This is a genomic window from Cupriavidus sp. 05N40 (genome assembly GCF_056397305.1).
This window is the reverse complement of sequence record NZ_JBFTND010000155.1, coordinates 1-17,788: the sequence shown is the minus strand read 5'-3', so window position 1 is coordinate 17,788 and position 17,788 is coordinate 1. Positions and strand designations below refer to the sequence as shown.

General features: G+C 65.8%; 17 protein-coding genes. 14 read left to right on the top strand and 3 right to left on the bottom strand.

All coding sequences use genetic code 11. The features are described from left to right. From AC1DO7_RS28855 to AC1DO7_RS28790, 14 genes are all read left to right on the top strand, one after another. Positions 1–863 (top strand): ABC transporter substrate-binding protein (locus AC1DO7_RS28855; protein WP_477116851.1); only part of this gene is annotated, 863 nt, incomplete at its 5' end. Between the two features lie 7 nt (positions 864–870). After that, on the top strand, positions 871–1,773 hold the full coding sequence (locus AC1DO7_RS28850; protein ID WP_477116850.1) for an ABC transporter permease: 903 nt from the start codon (positions 871–873) through the stop codon (positions 1,771–1,773). A 4-nt stretch (positions 1,774–1,777) separates the two neighbouring features. Next, positions 1,778–2,674, top strand: a complete 897-nt coding sequence (locus AC1DO7_RS28845; RefSeq protein WP_477116849.1) for an ABC transporter ATP-binding protein — start codon at positions 1,778–1,780, stop codon at positions 2,672–2,674. Between the two features lie 23 nt (positions 2,675–2,697). Next, positions 2,698–3,504, top strand: coding sequence for an urea amidolyase associated protein UAAP1 (locus AC1DO7_RS28840; protein WP_441620871.1), 807 nt, complete (start codon positions 2,698–2,700; stop codon positions 3,502–3,504). Positions 3,505–3,522: 18 nt separating this feature from the next. Beyond that, a complete protein-coding gene (locus tag AC1DO7_RS28835; RefSeq protein ID WP_441620873.1) occupies positions 3,523–4,209 on the top strand; it encodes an urea amidolyase associated protein UAAP2 in 687 nt (228 codons plus the stop codon). A gap of 113 nt (positions 4,210–4,322) precedes the next feature. Beyond that, positions 4,323–7,991 (top strand): urea carboxylase, encoded by a 3,669-nt coding sequence (uca, locus tag AC1DO7_RS28830; protein ID WP_477116848.1) that lies wholly within the window; start codon positions 4,323–4,325, stop codon positions 7,989–7,991. After that, positions 7,988–9,826 (top strand): allophanate hydrolase, encoded by a 1,839-nt coding sequence (gene atzF, locus AC1DO7_RS28825; RefSeq protein ID WP_441620877.1) that lies wholly within the window; start codon positions 7,988–7,990, stop codon positions 9,824–9,826. The genes uca and atzF overlap by 4 nt, the downstream gene beginning before the upstream one ends. Positions 9,827–9,899: 73 nt before the next feature. Further along, positions 9,900–10,886: a TorF family putative porin gene (locus AC1DO7_RS28820; RefSeq protein ID WP_441620879.1), complete on the top strand. Its 987-nt coding sequence runs from the start codon at positions 9,900–9,902 to the stop codon at positions 10,884–10,886. Positions 10,887–11,274: 388 nt separating this feature from the next. Beyond that, positions 11,275–11,994 carry a c-type cytochrome gene (locus tag AC1DO7_RS28815; RefSeq protein ID WP_441620881.1) on the top strand — a complete coding sequence of 240 codons (720 nt, stop codon included), beginning with the start codon at positions 11,275–11,277 and terminating at the stop codon, positions 11,992–11,994. A 5-nt stretch (positions 11,995–11,999) separates the two neighbouring features. Continuing rightward, entirely contained in the window at positions 12,000–13,286 is a 1,287-nt protein-coding gene (locus tag AC1DO7_RS28810) for a c-type cytochrome (protein WP_441620883.1), read from the top strand. 8 nt (positions 13,287–13,294) lie between these two features. Then, positions 13,295–13,471: a hypothetical protein gene (locus AC1DO7_RS28805; protein ID WP_441620885.1), complete on the top strand. Its 177-nt coding sequence runs from the start codon at positions 13,295–13,297 to the stop codon at positions 13,469–13,471. Next, positions 13,468–14,052, top strand: a complete 585-nt coding sequence (locus AC1DO7_RS28800) for a cupredoxin domain-containing protein (protein WP_441620887.1) — start codon at positions 13,468–13,470, stop codon at positions 14,050–14,052. The genes AC1DO7_RS28805 and AC1DO7_RS28800 overlap by 4 nt, the downstream gene beginning before the upstream one ends. After that, positions 14,039–15,658, top strand: a complete 1,620-nt coding sequence (locus tag AC1DO7_RS28795) for a cbb3-type cytochrome c oxidase subunit I (RefSeq protein ID WP_441620889.1) — start codon at positions 14,039–14,041, stop codon at positions 15,656–15,658. The genes AC1DO7_RS28800 and AC1DO7_RS28795 overlap by 14 nt, the downstream gene beginning before the upstream one ends. Further along, entirely contained in the window at positions 15,655–16,467 is an 813-nt protein-coding gene (locus AC1DO7_RS28790; protein ID WP_441620891.1) for a c-type cytochrome, read from the top strand. Before AC1DO7_RS28795 ends, AC1DO7_RS28790 begins: the two co-directional genes overlap by 4 nt. Positions 16,468–16,624: 157 nt before the next feature. Here the strand turns inward: AC1DO7_RS28790 and AC1DO7_RS28785 are convergent, their stop codons facing one another. The 3 genes from AC1DO7_RS28785 to AC1DO7_RS28775 all read right to left on the bottom strand — a co-directional run. Next, complete coding sequence (locus AC1DO7_RS28785) at positions 16,625–16,747, bottom strand: cold-shock protein (RefSeq protein ID WP_441620893.1); 123 nt, start codon at positions 16,745–16,747, stop codon at positions 16,625–16,627. Between the two features lie 16 nt (positions 16,748–16,763). Further along, a complete protein-coding gene (locus AC1DO7_RS28780) occupies positions 16,764–17,105 on the bottom strand; it encodes a hypothetical protein (RefSeq protein WP_477116847.1) in 342 nt (113 codons plus the stop codon). A gap of 499 nt (positions 17,106–17,604) precedes the next feature. Beyond that, positions 17,605–17,788, bottom strand: a 184-nt coding sequence (locus AC1DO7_RS28775; protein ID WP_477116846.1) for a hypothetical protein, incomplete at its 5' end; no start/stop codon positions are given.

The following is a 17,788-nucleotide window of genomic DNA, read 5'->3' as shown; positions in this document are numbered from 1 at the left end:
GGGTTGCCTGGTACGTCGCCGAGCAAAAGGGCTTCTTCAAGAAGCATGGCGCGGACGTGAAGCTGGTCTGGTTCGCCAACTACACCGACTCGATCGCGGCGCTCTCCTCGGGGCAACTCGACGCCAACTCCCAGACCTGGTCGGACACCCTCGGGCCGCTGGCCAAGGGCCTGCCGCTCAAGGCCGTGCTGGTCAACGACAACTCCTCKGGCAACGATGCGCTGGTGGTCAGCGGCAAGATCAAGTCCTTCGCCGATCTCAAGGGCAAGACCGTTGCGCTGGAGCAGTACAGCATCTCGCACTTCGTGCTGGTCACGGCGCTGGCCAGGAACGGCCTCAAGCCCTCCGACGTCAAGATCACCAACCTCTCGGCCGGCGACGCTGCCGCAGCCTTCATGACCGGCCGCGTGGACGCGGCGGTGGTCTGGAACCCGTGGATCGACCAGATCACCCGCAGCGGCAAGGGCCGCGCGCTGTTCACCTCCAAGGACATGCCGGGCCTGATCCCGGACCTGCTGGTCGCGCAAGAGAAAGCGATCCGCGCCAAGCGCCGCGACCTGGTCGGCATGATCCGCGCCTGGTTCGACACCGAGAAGTTCATCCGCGAGCAACCCGCCGAGGCGGCGCGGATCATGGCCAAGGTGGTCAGCATGAAGCCCGATGAGTACAGCGTCTTCCTGCCCGGCACGAAGTTCTTCGATGTCGCCGCGAACCACGGCGCGCTGGACCCGGCGCAAGCCACCTCGTTGCAGGCCGTCACGCCGACCATTGCGGCATTCCTGCTGGAGAACAAGCTGATCGACGGCAAGCCGGACCCGGCGCGCGGCGTCGATGCCAGCCTGCTGGCCGATGCGCTGAAGTGAGACAGACATGAGCGAGAACACAGCACGCCTGCCCTCCACCGCGCGCGCGGCGCACGTACTGCCCCCATCGGCGGCCACGGCCAACGCCACGCCAGCCACGCCTTCATTCCACGCCAAGCGCCAGCCCTGGTGGGGCATACGCAGCGCCATCCCGGCGCACCGCACGGCGGCGCTGGTCAGCCTTGGCCTGCTGCTGCCGCTGGTGGCCTGGGYCTGGCTGGCCGCCAGCGGCTGGGTCGAGCCGGTCTTCATGCCCGGCCCTCTGCAGGTGCTGCAACGGCTGCACGGCTGGTATGCCGACGAGGGCCTGGCCGGCGACATCGGCATCAGCACGCTGCGCGTGCTCTCGGGCTGGGCCTTGTCCGCGGTGATCGCCCTGCCACTGGGCCTGGCGATCGGCACGTTCCGCAGCGTGCAGGCCTTGCTGGAGCCGCTGACCGATTTCGTGCGCTATATGCCGGCGGTGGCCTTTATCCCGCTGGTGATGGTGTGGGTTGGCATCGATGAGGGCGCCAAGATCGCCATCATCTTCATCGGCACGTTCTTCCAGATGGTGCTGATGGTGGCCGAGGACGTGCGCCGCGTGCCGATGGCGCAGATCGAAGCGGCCCAGACCATGGGCGCAAGCCGCGGCGAAGTGATCCGGCTGGTCATCGTCCCCGCCGCCAAGCCAGCCTTGCTCGATACGCTGCGCATCACCATGGGCTGGGCCTGGACCTACCTGGTTGTGGCCGAGCTGGTAGCGGCCAGCTCGGGCCTGGGCTTCTCGATCCTGAAGGCGCAGCGCTTCTTGCAGACCGACAAGATCTTCGCCGGCATCCTGCTGATCGGCGTGATCGGCCTGGCGATCGACCAGTTGCTGCGCTGGACGCACCGGCGCGCGTTTCCCTACCTGCACGCGAGGCGCTAAAGCCATGTCCATGACGCTCTCCCCCAAGCTGCGCGTGCGCGGCGTATGGAAATTCTTCGGCCGCGGCAAGACGCACGATGGCACGCCTGACAGCACGCCCCCGGCCGCATTGCAGGACATCCACCTGGATATCGCCAACAACGAGTTCGTCACGCTGGTGGGCGCATCCGGCTGCGGCAAGTCCACGCTGCTGCGCTCGCTCGCCGGCCTGGAGCCGCACAGCGCGGGCGAGCTGCTGTGCGACGGCAAGCCGATCGAAGGCCCGGGCCCGCAGCGCGCGATGGTGTTCCAGCACTACAGCCTCTACCCGTGGCTGACGGTGATCGAGAACWTCCGCTTCTGCCGCGAGCTGARGGTCAACACCAGCAGCCGGACCAGCGCCGATGTGGAAGCCGCCTCCGGGCGGGCCGATGCCTTGCTGCGCCTGATGGGGCTATGCCACGTCAAGGATGCCTACCCCGGCCAGCTGTCGGGCGGCATGCAGCAGCGCGTGGCCATTGCGCGTGCGCTGATGAGCCGCCCGCCGGTGCTGCTGATGGACGAGCCCTTCGGCGCACTGGATGCGCAAACCCGCGAGGTCATGCACGACCTGATCCTGCACGTGCACCGGCTGGAGCAAAGCACCATCGTGTTCGTCACGCACGATGTGGAAGAGGCGATCTACCTCGGGCAACGCGTGGTCCTGATGGCGCCGCGCCCCGGACGCATCGACACCGTCTACGAGGTGCCGCTGCCGGCCGCGCGCACGCAGGAGATGAAGCTCTCCTCCGAATTCCTGAACCTCAAGCGCGAGGTGCTCGCGCGCATCCGCGCCACCTCCGGCATGCAGACGGATTTCGAATTGCTCGAGCAGCTCTCGCATGCCGCATCCACCGACCTCGCACCCGAGCCGCAGGCCTGAGTTGCCACCCGGAGACCAACAGAATGGAAACCCCTGAACACGCCTTTGCGAACCCGTCCGTGCATGCCGCGGTGGATGTCATCGACCACTGGCGCCGCTTTGCCCCCGACCTGCCCGCCAGCCAGGTGGCCTGGAGCGAAGTCCTGCCCGGCGGCTGCCACTGGAGCTGGCGCTTGTCGCGCGGCATGGCCCTGCGCTTTGCCGCCCTGGACGCGCGCGCCAACTGCTCCGTGGTGCTCTACGCCGCGCATGACCGGCTGGAGCGCTACAGCATGCCCGACACCTGCAAGGCGCTGCACACCGCGCATTTCACGCGCGGCCATGTGCTGATGAGCGATATGGGCCGCGCCATGGCCTCGATCACGCACGACACACTGGGCTGGCACGACCCGTTCGGCGGCTTGCTGGACGCCGCGCGCCTGCATGAGAAGTACGGCGAGCAGCGTTTCGGGCAACACCGCAACGCCATGTACCGCGCGGGCCGCGATGGCCTGCTGATCGAAATCGGCAAGTACGGCCTCGGCGCGCGCGACCTGATCGCGCCGGTCAACCTGTTCAGCAAGATCGCCGTGGACGCGCACGGCAACTTCGCCTTCGATGCCAGCCTGGCGGTGCAAGGCAGCTCGGTGGAACTGCGCTGCGACATGGACCTGATCGTGGCCGTCTCCACCGCCCCGCATCCGCTGGACCCGCGCCCCGGCTACGCGCCCGGCAGGGTGGGCGTCGCGGCCTGGCGCAACGGCCCGGCCCCGGCCGACGACTTCTGCCGCGGCTACCGCCCCGAATGCGCGCGCGCCTTGCACAACGCCGATGTGTTCGCGCTGTCCTGAAGACCACGAGGAACCGATATGACCAACGCTGCCACCGCTACCCTGCGCACGAGTTCGCTGGACCCCGCGCACGCGACGCTGCGCCACCGCCAGCCGGCGGGTGAGCCCTGGCTCACCGAAATCCGCGCCGGGCAGACCGTGCGCATCGTCGACCTGGAAGGCAACCAGGCCGCCGACGTGCTGTTCTACAACCGGCATGACGTGGCCGAGCATTACAGCGCCACCGATACGCTGCTGCGCCAGGGCGGCATCTACCTCAGCAGTGGCTCGGTGCTGGTGTCAAGCGCTGGCCGGCCGATGCTGACCATCGTGGCCGACACCTGCGGGCGCCACGACACCCTGGGCGGCGCCTGCGCGGCCGAAAGCAACACCGTGCGCTACGCGCTGCAGAAGAAGTTCATGCACTCCTGCCGCGACAACTACCTGCTGGCGATGGCGCATGCCGACGTGGGCCTGAGCAAGCGCGACCTGGTGCCCAACATCAACTTCTTCATGAACGTGCCAGTCACGCCGGAAGGCGGCCTGTGCTTTGCCGATGGCATCTCCGGCCCGGGCAAGTATGTGGAGCTGCGCGCCGAGATGGACGTCTGGATGCTGGTGTCCAACTGCCCGCAGCTCAACAACCCGTGCAACGCGTACAACCCCACGCCGGTGGAGTTCATCGTGTGGGATGCCGCGATCACTGCCCGCGCGCGGATCGCGTAGCGCGCAGAACGTAGTACCAGCTTGCCCATTCCGCGCCCCAAGGGCGCCGCTGCGGGACGACCCGCAGCCGAGATGATTCCCGCAGGACGACCTGCCCCGAGGGAACCACCCGCATGTCCTCGCCATCTCAACGCTTCGACACCGTCCTGATCGCCAATCGCGGCGCCATCGCCTGCCGCATCATCCGTACCCTGCGCGCGCTTGGCCTGCGCTCGGTCGCCGTCTACTCCGAAGCCGACGTGGATTCGGCCCACGTTGCGCAAGCTGATGTGGCGGTCTGCATCGGCCCGGCGCCCGCGGCGCAGAGCTACCTCGATGCCGGGCGCATCCTGGCCGCCGCCCGCGAGACCGGCGCTGGCGCCATTCATCCCGGCTACGGCTTCCTGTCCGAGAACGCCGGCTTTGCCGAAGCCTGCGAAGCCGCCGGCATTGCCTTCATCGGCCCGACGCCCGCCCAGATGCGCGCATTTGGCCTCAAGCACACGGCCCGCGCGCTGGCCGAACAGCACCGCGTACCGTTGCTGCCGGGCAGCGGGCTGCTGCCCGGCCTGGCCGTCGCGCGTGCCGAAGCGCTGCGCATCGGCTATCCCGTCATGCTCAAGAGCACTGCCGGTGGTGGCGGCATCGGCATGCGGCTGATCCGCAGCGAGGCCGAGCTGGCGCCCGCCTTTGAAGCGGTGGAGCGCCTGGCGCGCGCCAACTTCAAGGATGCCGGGCTGTTCCTGGAGAAGTTTGTCGAGCGCGCCCGCCATATCGAGGTGCAGTTGTTCGGCGATGGCCAAGGCAAGGTGGTCACGCTCGGCGAGCGCGATTGCTCGGCGCAGCGCCGCAACCAGAAAGTCATCGAGGAAACACCCGCGCCAGGGCTGGATGCGGCCACGCGCAGCGCGCTGCTGGGCGCCGCCGAGCGGCTTGGCCAGGCGGTTGGCTACCGCTCCGCCGGCACGGTGGAATTCGTGCTCGACGCGGACACCGGCGCCTTTTACTTCCTGGAGGTCAACACGCGCCTGCAGGTGGAGCACGGCGTGACCGAACAGGTCACGGGCATCGACCTGGTCGCATGGATGGTGCGGCTGGCGCGTGGCGAGGACTTCGCGCTGGCAGCCCCCGCACCGCGCGGCGCCTCGATCCAGGTGCGCCTCTATGCAGAAGACCCCGCGCGCAACTTCCAGCCTAGCGCGGGCTTGCTGACTGAAGTGCGCTTTCCTGAAGACGCCCGGATCGACACCTGGATTGGCGCGGGCAGCGAGGTGCCGCCGCACTACGACCCCATGCTCGCCAAGCTGATCGTCACCGGCACCGACCGCGAAGACGCTGTGGCAAAGCTGCAGGCGGCGCTTGGCACGACGCGGCTGGCGGGCATCGAGACCAACCTGCGCTACCTGCGCGCGGTGGCAGCCAGCGACGAGTTCATCCACGGGCGCATCATCACGCGCTCGCTGGCGGATYTCACCTACCGGCCCAACGCGGTCGAAGTGCTGGACGGCGGCGTGCAGACCACGGTGCAGGACTGGCCTGGCCGCGCCGGCTACTGGGACGTGGGCGTGCCGCCGTCCGGCCCCATGGACGACCTGGCGTTCCGCCTGGCCAACCGCCTGGTCGGCAACCCAGGCACCGCCGCCGGGCTGGAATGCACGCTGAGCGGGCCGACGCTGCGCTTTCACCATGATGCGGTCATCGCGCTGTGYGGCGCGCCCATGCCAGCCACGCTGGATGGCGTGGCGCTGGCGCCCTGGCAATCGCACCGCGTGGCCGCGGGCAGCGTGCTGCGCCTGGGCGCGGTGGCCACCGGCGGCAGCCGCGCCTACCTGGCCGTGCGCGGCGGCATGGATGTGCCGCACTACCTCGGCAGCCGCTCCACCTTTACGCTGGGCCAGTTCGGCGGCCATGCCGGCCGTACACTGCGCACCGCCGACATGCTGCACATCGGCAGTGAAACCGCCGGCGAGCCGGTAGCAGCGCTGGCGCACGATCAGATCCCGGCCTATGCCGGCGGCAACCACGCCTGGGATATCGCGGTGCTGTACGGCCCGCACGGCGCACCGGACTTCTTCACCGGCGACGACATCGACGCGTTTTTCGGCACCGAATGGCAGGTGCACTACAACTCCAGCCGCACCGGCGTGCGCCTGATCGGCCCCAAGCCAATGTGGGCGCGCCGCGACGGCGGCGAGGCGGGGCTGCATCCCTCCAACATCCACGACAACGCCTACGCCATCGGCGCCATCGACTTCACCGGCGACATGCCGGTGATCCTCGGCCCGGATGGTCCCAGCCTGGGCGGCTTTGTCTGCCCGGCCGTGGTGATTGCCGCCGAGCGCTGGAAGCTCGGCCAGTTGCGCCCGGGCGACGCAGTGCGCTTTCATGGCGTGACGCAGGAGCAGGCCGCGCAGCGGCAGGCGGCGCAGGACCGCTGGGTGCGCGAGCTGAGCGCGCACCCGGCCTTCCTGCCCGACACAGGAGCCGGCGCCGGCGAACACGGCTCGCCGATCCTGCGCCAGCGCGCGGCCTCGGCCAGCCGCCCCGGCCTGGTCGTGCGCCAGGCGGGTGACCGCTACCTGCTGGTGGAGCTGGGCGAGCTGCAGCTCGACATTGCCTTGCGCATGCGCATCCATGCGCTGCATGCCGCGCTGCAAGCCCTGCGGCTCGACGGCGTGGTTGACCTGACACCAGGCAYCCGCTCGCTGCAGGTGCATTTCGACCCGCGCCGGCTCGCGCGTGCCGCCCTGATCGACACCATCCTGGCCGCGGACGATGCGCTGGGCGATACCGACGACCTCGTCGTGCCATCGCGCACCGTGCATCTGCCGCTATCGTGGGACGACAGCGCCACGCGGCTGGCCATCGACAAATACATGCAATCGGTGCGCCCGGACGCGCCGTGGTGCCCTAGCAATATCGAGTTCATCCGCCGCATCAACGGGCTCGATTCGGTCGAGGCGGTGYAGCGCATCGTCTTCGATGCCAGCTACCTGGTGCTGGGGCTGGGCGACGTGTACCTGGGCGCGCCCGTGGCCACGCCGCTGGACCCGCGCCACCGGCTGGTCACCACCAAGTACAACCCGGCCCGCACCTGGACGCCGGAGAACGCGGTGGGCATCGGCGGCGCCTATATGTGCGTCTATGGCATGGAAGGGCCCGGCGGCTACCAGTTCGTTGGCCGCACGCTGCAGATGTGGAACCGCTGGCGCGACGCGCAAAGCGGCGCCGCCGACTTCGACGCGGGCAAGCCGTGGCTGCTGCGCTTCTTCGACCAGATCCGCTTCTATCCTGTCAGCGAAGACGATCTCACCAAGATCCGGCGCGACTTCCCCGCGGGTCGCTATCCGCTGCGCATCGAGCAAGGCACGTTTGGCATGCGCGACTACCGTCGCTTCCTGGACAAGCATGCAACGGATATCGCGGCGTTCAGGCAATGCCAGCAAGCCGCGTTCGGCGCGGAGCGGGAACGCTGGCGCGCGCTCGGGCAGGCCGAGTACGTGGACGAAACGCAGGCGCCCTCCGCCGCTGCGGCCCACGCCACCGAACTCCCGGAGCAAGCCCATGTGGTGTGCAGCCAGGTACCCGGCAGCGTGTGGCGCGTGCTGGTAAAGGAAGGCGACGCGGTGGCCGAGGGCGACACGCTGGCCATCGTGGAATCGATGAAGATGGAGTTTGCCATCACGGCGCCTTGCGCCGGCTACGCCTGGCGCGTGGCCTGCCGCGAAGGCGCGCCCGTGAGCGCCGGGCAGGAAGTCGTCATCGTGGTGCCGCAAAGCGTGGCAGCGAAGGAGGCAGCATGACGGTCCCCTTCTCGCTCGATATCGCCTCGCTGCAAGCGGCTTACCAACGCGGCGAACGCACGCCCACCGAGGTCATCGAAGCGGTGATTGCGGCGACAGAGCACGATCCGCATCACGCGTGGATCCATCGCCTCGACGCCACGGCCCTGCGTGCCCGGGCAAGGGAGCTGGAACAGAACGGGCCGGCCGGCCTGCCCTTGTACGGCATTCCGTTCGCGATCAAGGACAACATCGACCTGGCCGGCGTGCCGACCACGGCCGCCTGCCCGGACTACACCTATATGCCGGCCCGCAGTGCTTTCGTGGTGCAACGGCTGCTGGATGCCGGCGCCATTGCCGTGGGCAAGACCAACCTCGACCAGTTCGCCACCGGGCTCAACGGCACCCGCTCGCCCTATGGCGCCTGCCACAATGCCTTCGATCCCGAGCGCATCTCCGGCGGCTCCAGCTCCGGCTCCGCCGTGGCGGTGGCCCTGGGGCAGGTGAGCTTCGCGCTGGGCACCGACACGGCGGGCTCCGGCCGCGTGCCCGCCGCGTTCAATCACCTGGTGGGGCTCAAGCCGAGCTGCGGTCTGCTGTCGACCAGCGGCGTGGTGCCGGCCTGCCGCTCGCTCGATACGCCCTCGGTCTTCGCGCTGACCGCCGACGACGCGCACCGTGTGTTCGCGGTGGCGCAGGGCTTCGATGCCGACGACCCCTATGCGCGCCCGGTCCAGCCGCATGGTTTCGACTTCGGCGTCGCTGCTGCATTCCGCCTCGGCGTGCCGGCGCCGGGGCAGCTGCGCTTCTTCCAGCCAGGCTATGCCGACGCCTTCGCCCAAGCGTGCGCGCATGCCCGCGCGCTGGGCGCCGAGCTGGTCGAGATTGATTTCGCCCCGTTCCTCGAAGCCGCCCGGCTGCTGTACGAAGGCCCCTGGGTGGCCGAGCGCTACCAGGCCATCCGCGCCTTCGTCGATGCGCATCCGCATTCGCTGTACCCGGTCACGCAGCAGATCACGCTGGGCGGCGCCACACCGCTGGCCGCCGATGCCTTCGCCGCCATGTACCGGCTGCGCGCGCTGCAGCGCCAGAGCGAAGCCGCCTGGGCCCAGGCGGACGCCCTGCTGCTGCCCACCGTACCTGGGCATCCGACCATCGCCGCCATGCTGGCGGAGCCGGTCGCGCGCAACAGCGAGCTGGGCCTGTACACCAACTTCATGAACCTGCTGGACTGCGCCGGCATTGCCGTGCCCGCCGGCTTCCTCGCCGACGGTCTGCCCTTCGGCATCACGCTGGTCGCGCCGGCCCACCAGGACGTGCCGCTGCTGCATCTGGCGCGGCGCTGGCAATATGCCCTGCAAGGACGCGCGGCCACGATGGGCGCAACGGGCAGGACGTTGCCCGCCGCCGCCAGTGTGCCGCCCGCCGGGCGCAGCGGCCAGCTGCAAGTCGCCGTCTGCGGCGCCCACCTGCAAGGCCAGCCCCTGCACCACCAGCTGGCCGAGCGTGGCGCGCGCCTGCTGGCACGTACCCGCACGGCGCCGAGCTACCGCCTCTACGCGCTGGCCGGCGCCGGCGTGCAGCGGCCCGGCCTTGTACGCGTGGGGCAAGCCGAAGGTGCCGCCATCGAGGTCGAAGTATGGGAGATGCCCGAGGCCCGCTTCGGCAGCTTCGCCGCCGGCATTCCCGCGCCCCTCGGTATCGGCCGCACCGTACTGGCCGACGGCAGCAGCGTTCCAGGCTTTATCTGCGAACCGTGCGGCATAGCCGGCGCGACCGACATCACGGAATTTGGCGGCTGGCGGGCGTGGCGCGCCCACCAGGCAGCCATCGGCACGGAGCCGCCGCCGCACTGAGCCCCCCGCCGTTCTCTCCTGTTTGCCGTTTTTTGTTCCCATCCACCCACTGGTCCCAACCGTGAGTTCCACCATGTTCGCCCCTACTACAGGCACGCCCTCCCATCGTCCGTCGTCGCCGCGCGTGGTTCCCGCGTGGCTGGCCGCTTGCGCGCTGCTAGCCTGCGCAGCGCCGGTCACGGCCCAGGATAGCGGCCAAGCCGCCCAAGCCGCCGAGGCGAATGCGCCGGAAGCCGCACCTGCGGAGCCGGCCGGCCCTTACACGTTCACGGGCCATCTCGACGCCGTCTCCCGCTATGTCCTGCGCGGCGCCACCACCACCTACGGCAACGGCGCCCCACTGGGTAACGCCGGCGGCGACGCCCCGGAATCCTCGCGGCCAGCACTGCAATGGGGCGTGGACCTGGCGCATGAAAGCGGCTGGAGCATCGGCTACTGGGCGTCGATGATCAACTACTCGTACCAGCAACTGGGCAACTCCTACAGCGACCGCTCGATCACCAGCTTCCAGACCGCGAAGTCGATCGAGAACGATTTCTACGGGGCCTATAGCGGGAAGATCGTCGGGGACCTCGGCTACACGGTCGGGATGACGGCCTATTACTACATCAATGGCTCCCATGCCAATGCGCTGGAATCCAGGCTCGGCCTGAGCTATGGGCCGTTCAGCCTGAATGCGCAGACGCTGCTCAACGATGTGGTGTGGGGGAACAAGGGGGATACGTACTGGACGCTGGTCTATACCAAGACCTTGCCCTATGGCATTACCTTCACCGGCACGGTGGGGGCATACACGTACAAGAAGGAGGGAAAGTACCTTGGCACCACTGATACRCTCAGCGGGACTTCATGCGGGCCACATGGCGCGTTTGTCGTCAATGGATGCTTTGCGGGGAATACGCCGTACAGCGGAGCCTTCCGGCATCTCACACTGGCGCTTGCCGCGCCGATTCCCGGGACGCCGCTTAGCGCAGGGCTTCAGTGGATTATTGGGGGGTATAACCGGTTTGGGGTGCATCAGGAGAATCGGGTCTTGGCTTCGGTTAGTTATGGGTTTTGAGCGAATTGGGAAGCAGGACAACTGTCAAGTCGCAGTCAGTGCTTCTTTGGCTACCAAGTCTATCTACCGGGGGAGTGGGCTGAAGATACTTAGCGGCGCCGGTAGGCGGATTTCCCACCGACGTGAGGTTCCTGACGAAGGACGTCCCGGGAAGGGGGCTGTAAAGCCTCTCGGTCCCAAGACCAAGTTTGCCAGCGAGCCTGCGCTCCACGCGATAGGTCGCGAAGAGTACATTGACTTTAGCCATTGTGACCGCCTACGCTGTTAGCGCAGCAAACACAACGCAGCGCAACTCTCAGGCGGCAGGAATAGCTGGCGTGGCGGCGCCCGGCGCCCGCCTCTGCCAATGGTAGGTGTTTCGCCAAAGGGGTGACGACGTCACAATTCAATGCGAAGACCAAGACCGGCGGTTTTCCTCGCATGCCTGCTTTGCGCCCCCGGATGGGCGTTGGCACAGGCTACGGCCGAGGCTGTCCCTGCGTTCAAGCAGGTTGAGTCGCTGGAGGCCAGGGTGCAGGGATGCGTGACCTGTCATGGCCAGAGCGGACAAGGCACGAGCAACGGTTACTACCCACGTATCGCCGGAAAGCCCGCGGGCTATCTCTACAATCAACTGGTGGCCTTCCGGGACGGAACCCGCAAGTACCCGCCCATGAACTACCTGGTCGCATACCTGCCCGATGCCTACCTGCGGGAAATCGCCGACCACTTCGCCAAGCAAAGACCACCGTTCGCGGCCCAGGAGGCCGGAACCACGGATCCCGTCACGGTGGCACGAGGCCAGGCCCTGGTACGCACAGGCGATGCCAGCAAGAATGTCCCCGCGTGCGCGACGTGCCATGGGGCCGGGCTGACTGGCATGGAGCCGGGCATTCCAGGTTTGATCGGGCTACGCCCTACCTATATCGTGGCGCAGCTAACGCGCTGGCGCGTCGGCGACCGGCATGCCGCCGAGCCCGATTGCATGAAGCGCATTGCTACGCGGCTTTCCGATAGCGATATAACGGCGGTAGCAGCGTGGTTGTCGCAGCAGCCCGCGCCGAAGGATCTGTCTCCCGAGTCGTCCAACCTTGTGCGCATGCCTCTGGCGTGCGGCAGCCAGCGATAAGCCATATGCGAACGAGCGCGCGTATTGGGATCGGAGTTGCAGTCCTGCTGGCCGTAGCCGTGGTCGCCATGTACTGGTTCCGCCCCAGCAGGCTTCCTGAAAAAACGGACGCCCGGCCCATCAATGCGACAACTCAGATCATCGGCAGCGGAGAGTATCTCGCCCGCGCCGGCGACTGCGTGGCCTGCCATACGGCACCAAACGGCAAGCCGTTCGCGGGAGGCCGCGCGATGGCTACGCCTTTTGGCAGCCTCTATGTTCCTAACATTACGCCAGACGACGAAACCGGCATTGGCCAATGGACCGCCGACGACTTCTACCGGATGATGCACACCGGCGTCTCGCGTGACGGGGCGCTGTTGTATCCGGCCATGCCGTTCGCCTCCTATACCAAAGTGACACGGGCCGACTCGGATGCGATCTTCGCCTATCTTATGTCCGTCGCACCGGTAAAGCAGGCCAATCGCGCGCACGAGCTGCGCTTCCCCTTCAACAAGCGCGAACTTTTGATCGGCTGGAGAACGCTGTACTTCAAGGAGGGCGAGTACACCGCTGATTCCAAGCAATCCGCGCAATGGAACCGCGGCGCATATCTCGTACAGGGCCTGGGGCACTGCGCGATGTGCCATACGGCTATCAATATGTTGGGCGGTTCGAGCGAGTCGAAAGCATTCGAAGGCGGCATGATCCCCAACCAGAACTGGTATGCGCCTTCACTCACCTCCAACCAGGAGGCCGGGCTAGGAAACTGGTCCATCAAGGACATCACGGACCTCCTGCAAATTGGCGTTTCGCACCGGGCGACGGTGTATGGCCCGATGGCCGAGGTCGTCTACAACAGCCTTCAGTATCTTAGCGATGCCGACGTCGAGGCGATGGCGGTCTATCTCAAGGCATTGCCGCAACGGGATGCCGAACCGCCTCCCACCAGCCAGGCGCGCCTGGTCGATCCGGCTGTGATGGAACTGGGCCGCAAGGTGTACGCACTGCAATGCGCTGTCTGCCACGGCGCGGAAGGCAAAGGGCAGCCGCCGGCATTTCCCCCACTGGCGGGCAATCAGTCCCTCACCATGTTGTCGCCCGTCAATTCCATTCGCATGGTGCTCAACGGCGGCTATGCGCCCGGTACCGCGAAGAACCCGCGGCCTCATGGCATGCCCCCCTTCTCGCATATCCTGAACGATCAAGAGGCGTCTGCCGTAGTCACGTATATCCGTGTTGCTTGGGGCAATAGCGGTACGCCCGTGACACCGGCCCAGGCCAACGATCTTCGTACGCTGCTTCCTGAGTGAGGAAAGTGATGGCCGATCCCATTGAGAGTGAGGAAGCGAGACAACTGGACGTGGAAGTCGCTCGGATCGTCAGCCGCGGCCCGTCGGGGACGTTTGCGATAGCCGGCGTCGCGACCGCCATCGTGATTGCCATCTATTTCGGCTTCTATCTGTTTGTCTATCTGCCGCGAGGCGTGGTTCAGTGAGCGCCGATACCAACTCCCCGGCAAACGACGGCAGCCACCACGCGGAATTTGTCGCCGTCGCGGCAGAACGCCGCTGGGCCATCGTCGTTGGGATCATCATCGCCTCCCTGGTGGCAGTGATGATCATCACCAGCCTTCACTGGGCGGCCATGCCGCCGTCCAGGGTAGAGACCATCGACGTGAAGACCTTGCACATCCGGGGCGAATTCGTTGAAAGCAACTTGGGCACCGCAATGGACAATGACGGCAAGGTGATCGTCCGCGTCGTAGCCCAGCAGTACTCTTTCGTGCCGCAATGCATCGTCGTACCCGCAGACGTGCCCATTACCTTCCGTGCCACCAGCACCGACGTCGTACACGGCTTTATCGTCGGAACAACCAATGCCAACACGATGCTGATCCCGGGTTTCGTGTCGACGTTCACCACCAGGTTTCGCACTACGGGCGAGCAATTGATGCCGTGCCATGAATACTGCGGCACCGGACATGAAGCCATGTGGGGTCGCGTACAAGTGCTAGCGCGCGACGAGTTTCTCGCCAAGACGCGTACAGAAGAAAGGCTGACCTGTGTTCCTCGCTAGAAGACTCGTGCTGGCCCATTTCTGGGTCGCCTTCGTCGCCTTCCTCGGCGCGATCCTGCTTGGCGAATGGCAGATGTACATTCGCAGCCCGCTGCATGCGTGGATCAACAACCCGGAGCACTACTATCGATCGGTGACGGCACACGGCACCGTGATGGCTTACGTGCTGCCCACACTGGTAGCCATGGGCTTCGGCTATGCCATCACGGAACTTGCGCTGAAAAGGCCATTGATCGGCGTGCGATGGGCCTGGGGCGGCTTTTGGCTGGTGGTGGGCGGCACCGCGATGGCAGCCGTCACCATGGCGATTGGCAAGGCGTCGATCCTGTACACGTTCTACCCGCCCATGATTGGAAGCCCGTTCTACTATCTTGGCGTCGTGCTGGTGGTCGTGGGCTCCTGGATCTGGGTTGCGCTGATGGCCATCAACCTGAGGGCGTGGAAGAAAGACAATCCCGGCGCAACTGTTCCGCTGGCGATGTTTGGTAACGTCGCGGGTGCCTACCTGTGGGCCTGGACGTCGCTGGGCGCCGCCATCGAAGTGCTCGTGCTAATCCTTCCCGCATCGCTTGGCCTGACCGACACCATCAACGCGGGCCTGGCGCGGGTCTTTTTCTCGTGGACCCTGCATGCCATCGTCTACTTCTGGCTGATGCCGGCGTATATCGCGTTCTATACGATCGTGCCACGTGCGATTGGAGGAAGGCTGTATAGCGATACGATGGCGCGCGTCGCATTCGTCCTCTTCCTGGTGTTCTCGATGCCCATCGGTATCCACCATCTGTTCGCCGACCCACAAGTGGGTGCCGGGTTCAAGTTTGTGCACGCGGCGATGACCGCCATGGTGTCCGTGCCGACGCTGTTGACCGTGTTCACCATCGTCGCGTCGGTCGAGATTGCCGGAAGGCTGCGTGGCGGCAAAGGGCCGTTCGGCTGGGTCAAGGCGCTGCCTTGGGACAACCCCGTGATGTTGGCGGTGACCTTCTCCTTCATCATGCTTGGCTTCGGCGGTGCGGGGGGCCTGATCAACATGAGCTACCAGCTCAACGAGACCATCCACAACACGCAGTGGGTCACCGGCCACTTTCATCTCATCTTTGCCGGGGCAATCGTCATCATGTACATGGTGGTCGCGTATGACCTATGGCCACAACTGACGCAATGCGAACCGCTGTCAACAGGAATCATGAAGTTGCAACTGTGGCTATGGTTCGTTGGCATGCTAGTGTTGTCGCTGCCATGGCACCTGGTGGGGCTGCTTGGCATGCCGCGACGCATGGCTTACTACGACTACACGCATCCGGCTATCCACCCGCAAGCGTGGACAGTGACAGCATCGGCAGCGGGTGGCTTGTTGCTTGTCATTTCCGCATTTCTCTTTATCTTCGTCCTGGCGCGCGCGCGCAAAGGCACGGCAGGTCCCGCGCCCTATAGCTTCAGCGAGCCTGTCCACGCAGGCGCTCCGGCGCCGGTGGCATTGAACGGATTTGGCCTGTGGGTGGCGATGATGATCAGCCTCACCGTCGTCAACTACGGATACCCCATCGTGCAACTGGCGTCCCTGAAGGAAGCATCCGTGCCGGTGGTACCAATCGGGAGCCGATGATGCACGAAGGCGGCATGTATGCATGGCGCAACCCGTGGTTCCGTTGGAGCGTGGTGTTCCTTTCGGCCTTGACCGTCCTGTCGATACTCGTAGGCTTCGTGTGGCTGCCGTCCGTCCATGGCGACTTCACCGCCCAGGGAATCTGGGCCAGCATTTGCCGCGCGGCCGGCGTACCCGCCGCCTGGAGCAGCGGAGCAGCCGTGAAGGACGGACCCGGCTCGTCCAATGTCGTGCTCGAGCGCGACATGGCGCGGGCCGCCCCCAGCGATTCGATCGGCCGGGGCGCAACGCTCGCACTCAACTGCACCATGTGCCATGGCGCGCAAGGCATGAGCATCTCGAACGCGCCCAATCTTGCCGGGCAGTATCCCGAGGTGGTCATCAAGCAATTGCATGACTACAAGAGCGGCAAGCGCGCAAGTCCGATCATGGAGGCTCTGGCAACGCGTCTGCCCGACAAGGACATCGAAGACCTGGCCGCTTACTTTGCTTCCCTGCCCAAGGCAAGAACCTCCCCGACTACCTACGACGAGTCGCTCCCGTCGCTGGTCCGCGTCGGGGACCCGATGCGCAATATAGCGCCATGCATTTCCTGCCACGGCGGCGTCGACCAGAAGCTGGGCGCCCCGTGGCTGGAAGGCATGCCAAAGGAATACCTGGTAGGGCAACTCAAGGCCTTCGCGCAAGGCAATCGCCACAACGATCCAGAAGCACAGATGCGTAACATGGTGCGGGGGATGAGCGCGCAGGAGATGGAAGAGGTGTCGGCCTTTTACGCCCGCAAAGCAAGTCCGGTGGAAGGAAGATAGCTAGGCAGCTAGAGCCGAGGCGACGATCGTGAGCAGGGCCAGCAAACCCCTGAGGGATTCCGCTGCGAGTTGCCGTGCTACCCTACTCCAGACCCACAGCGGACCACGCATGGGCCCGATCTCTGCCCTGACAGGATGCGTTTGCGGCGCGGAAAATTCACGGCGGTTTGATGTTCGCTGCCTGTTTCCCCTTGGGACCTTGCTTGACTTCAAAACTGACCTTCTGGACCTCCTGAAGCGATTTGAAGCCGTTTCCCTGAACCTCGGAGACGAATACCATGACGCGATGAGCGCGCTTACGGGTTCACGTCCAGCGATACGCCGGCGCAGCGAATCACGCGCAGGTAGGCGACCGTATCCCCGACTGCGGCGGTGGCCTGCTCCGCAAGCRTCCATATGCGCGCAGACTTTTCGGCGCACGCCATCATCGTCTCGAGAGCATCCGAATCTGCAAACCCGTGAGCTGCCGCTGCCCCGAGTACGGCATCGAGAACGCGTCGGGCCGCAACTCGGGCAGCGATCGGCGCCATGGGAGCCCGATACGCAAGAAAGCCTGCCATCAGCAAAAATTCGGCCGGGCTAATGTGCTGGCCATTGCCAACAGGAACACCGTCCGTATCGACTCGATCTTGCGTCATGCATCGCCTCCCTCTTTGGAGCACTTAGCGCTGTGATCGCGCGGATCCGTGCATTCCGTAGCGGATTCGACGATGTGCCCGGTGCTGCACGCGGCTCCGGACGCCGCTTGATGCCTGAGGTGACGCCGCGGGCCGCGCAGAGTTAGTCTAGTACAGGATGAATCGCCAATGCCGGCAAACGCGGCGTCCGATCGCCGCGGGTGTTGCCTCTTAGGTGTGTGTTTCGGTAAGCTGGGCATCGACAGGCATCGACACCGGGTTTATACGACCTTCCACCTTCAACGTGATCGCGCTTTAACGACCGACGGTGAAAAGGCCAATTTTTCGCCATGCCGAGACCCCAAGTCGTAGTATTCTTGATCCGCCTCCTGCTCCCCAGCGATAGCCGCTGCCTCGCTACCCGGGTGAACTGTCGTGCTGCTCTGAAACGATGATGATGAGGCGAATCGCTGCGCTCCCGTTCCCATAGGCCCACAGGAGAGGACGACGTCCAAAGCAACTATCCAGTAATTGTCATCTTTTTGAAGGCTTCGAAACACTTCGCGAACATCGCCGATGCCTGGCGAGTCCGTGCGGGTGACTGATCCCGGCCACGCCGACTATTCTCTTCGAGGGCATTAATGAAAACGCTGTTTCTCCAGGCACCTTCATTTGAAGGCTTCGATGGCGGAGCGGGCTCACGC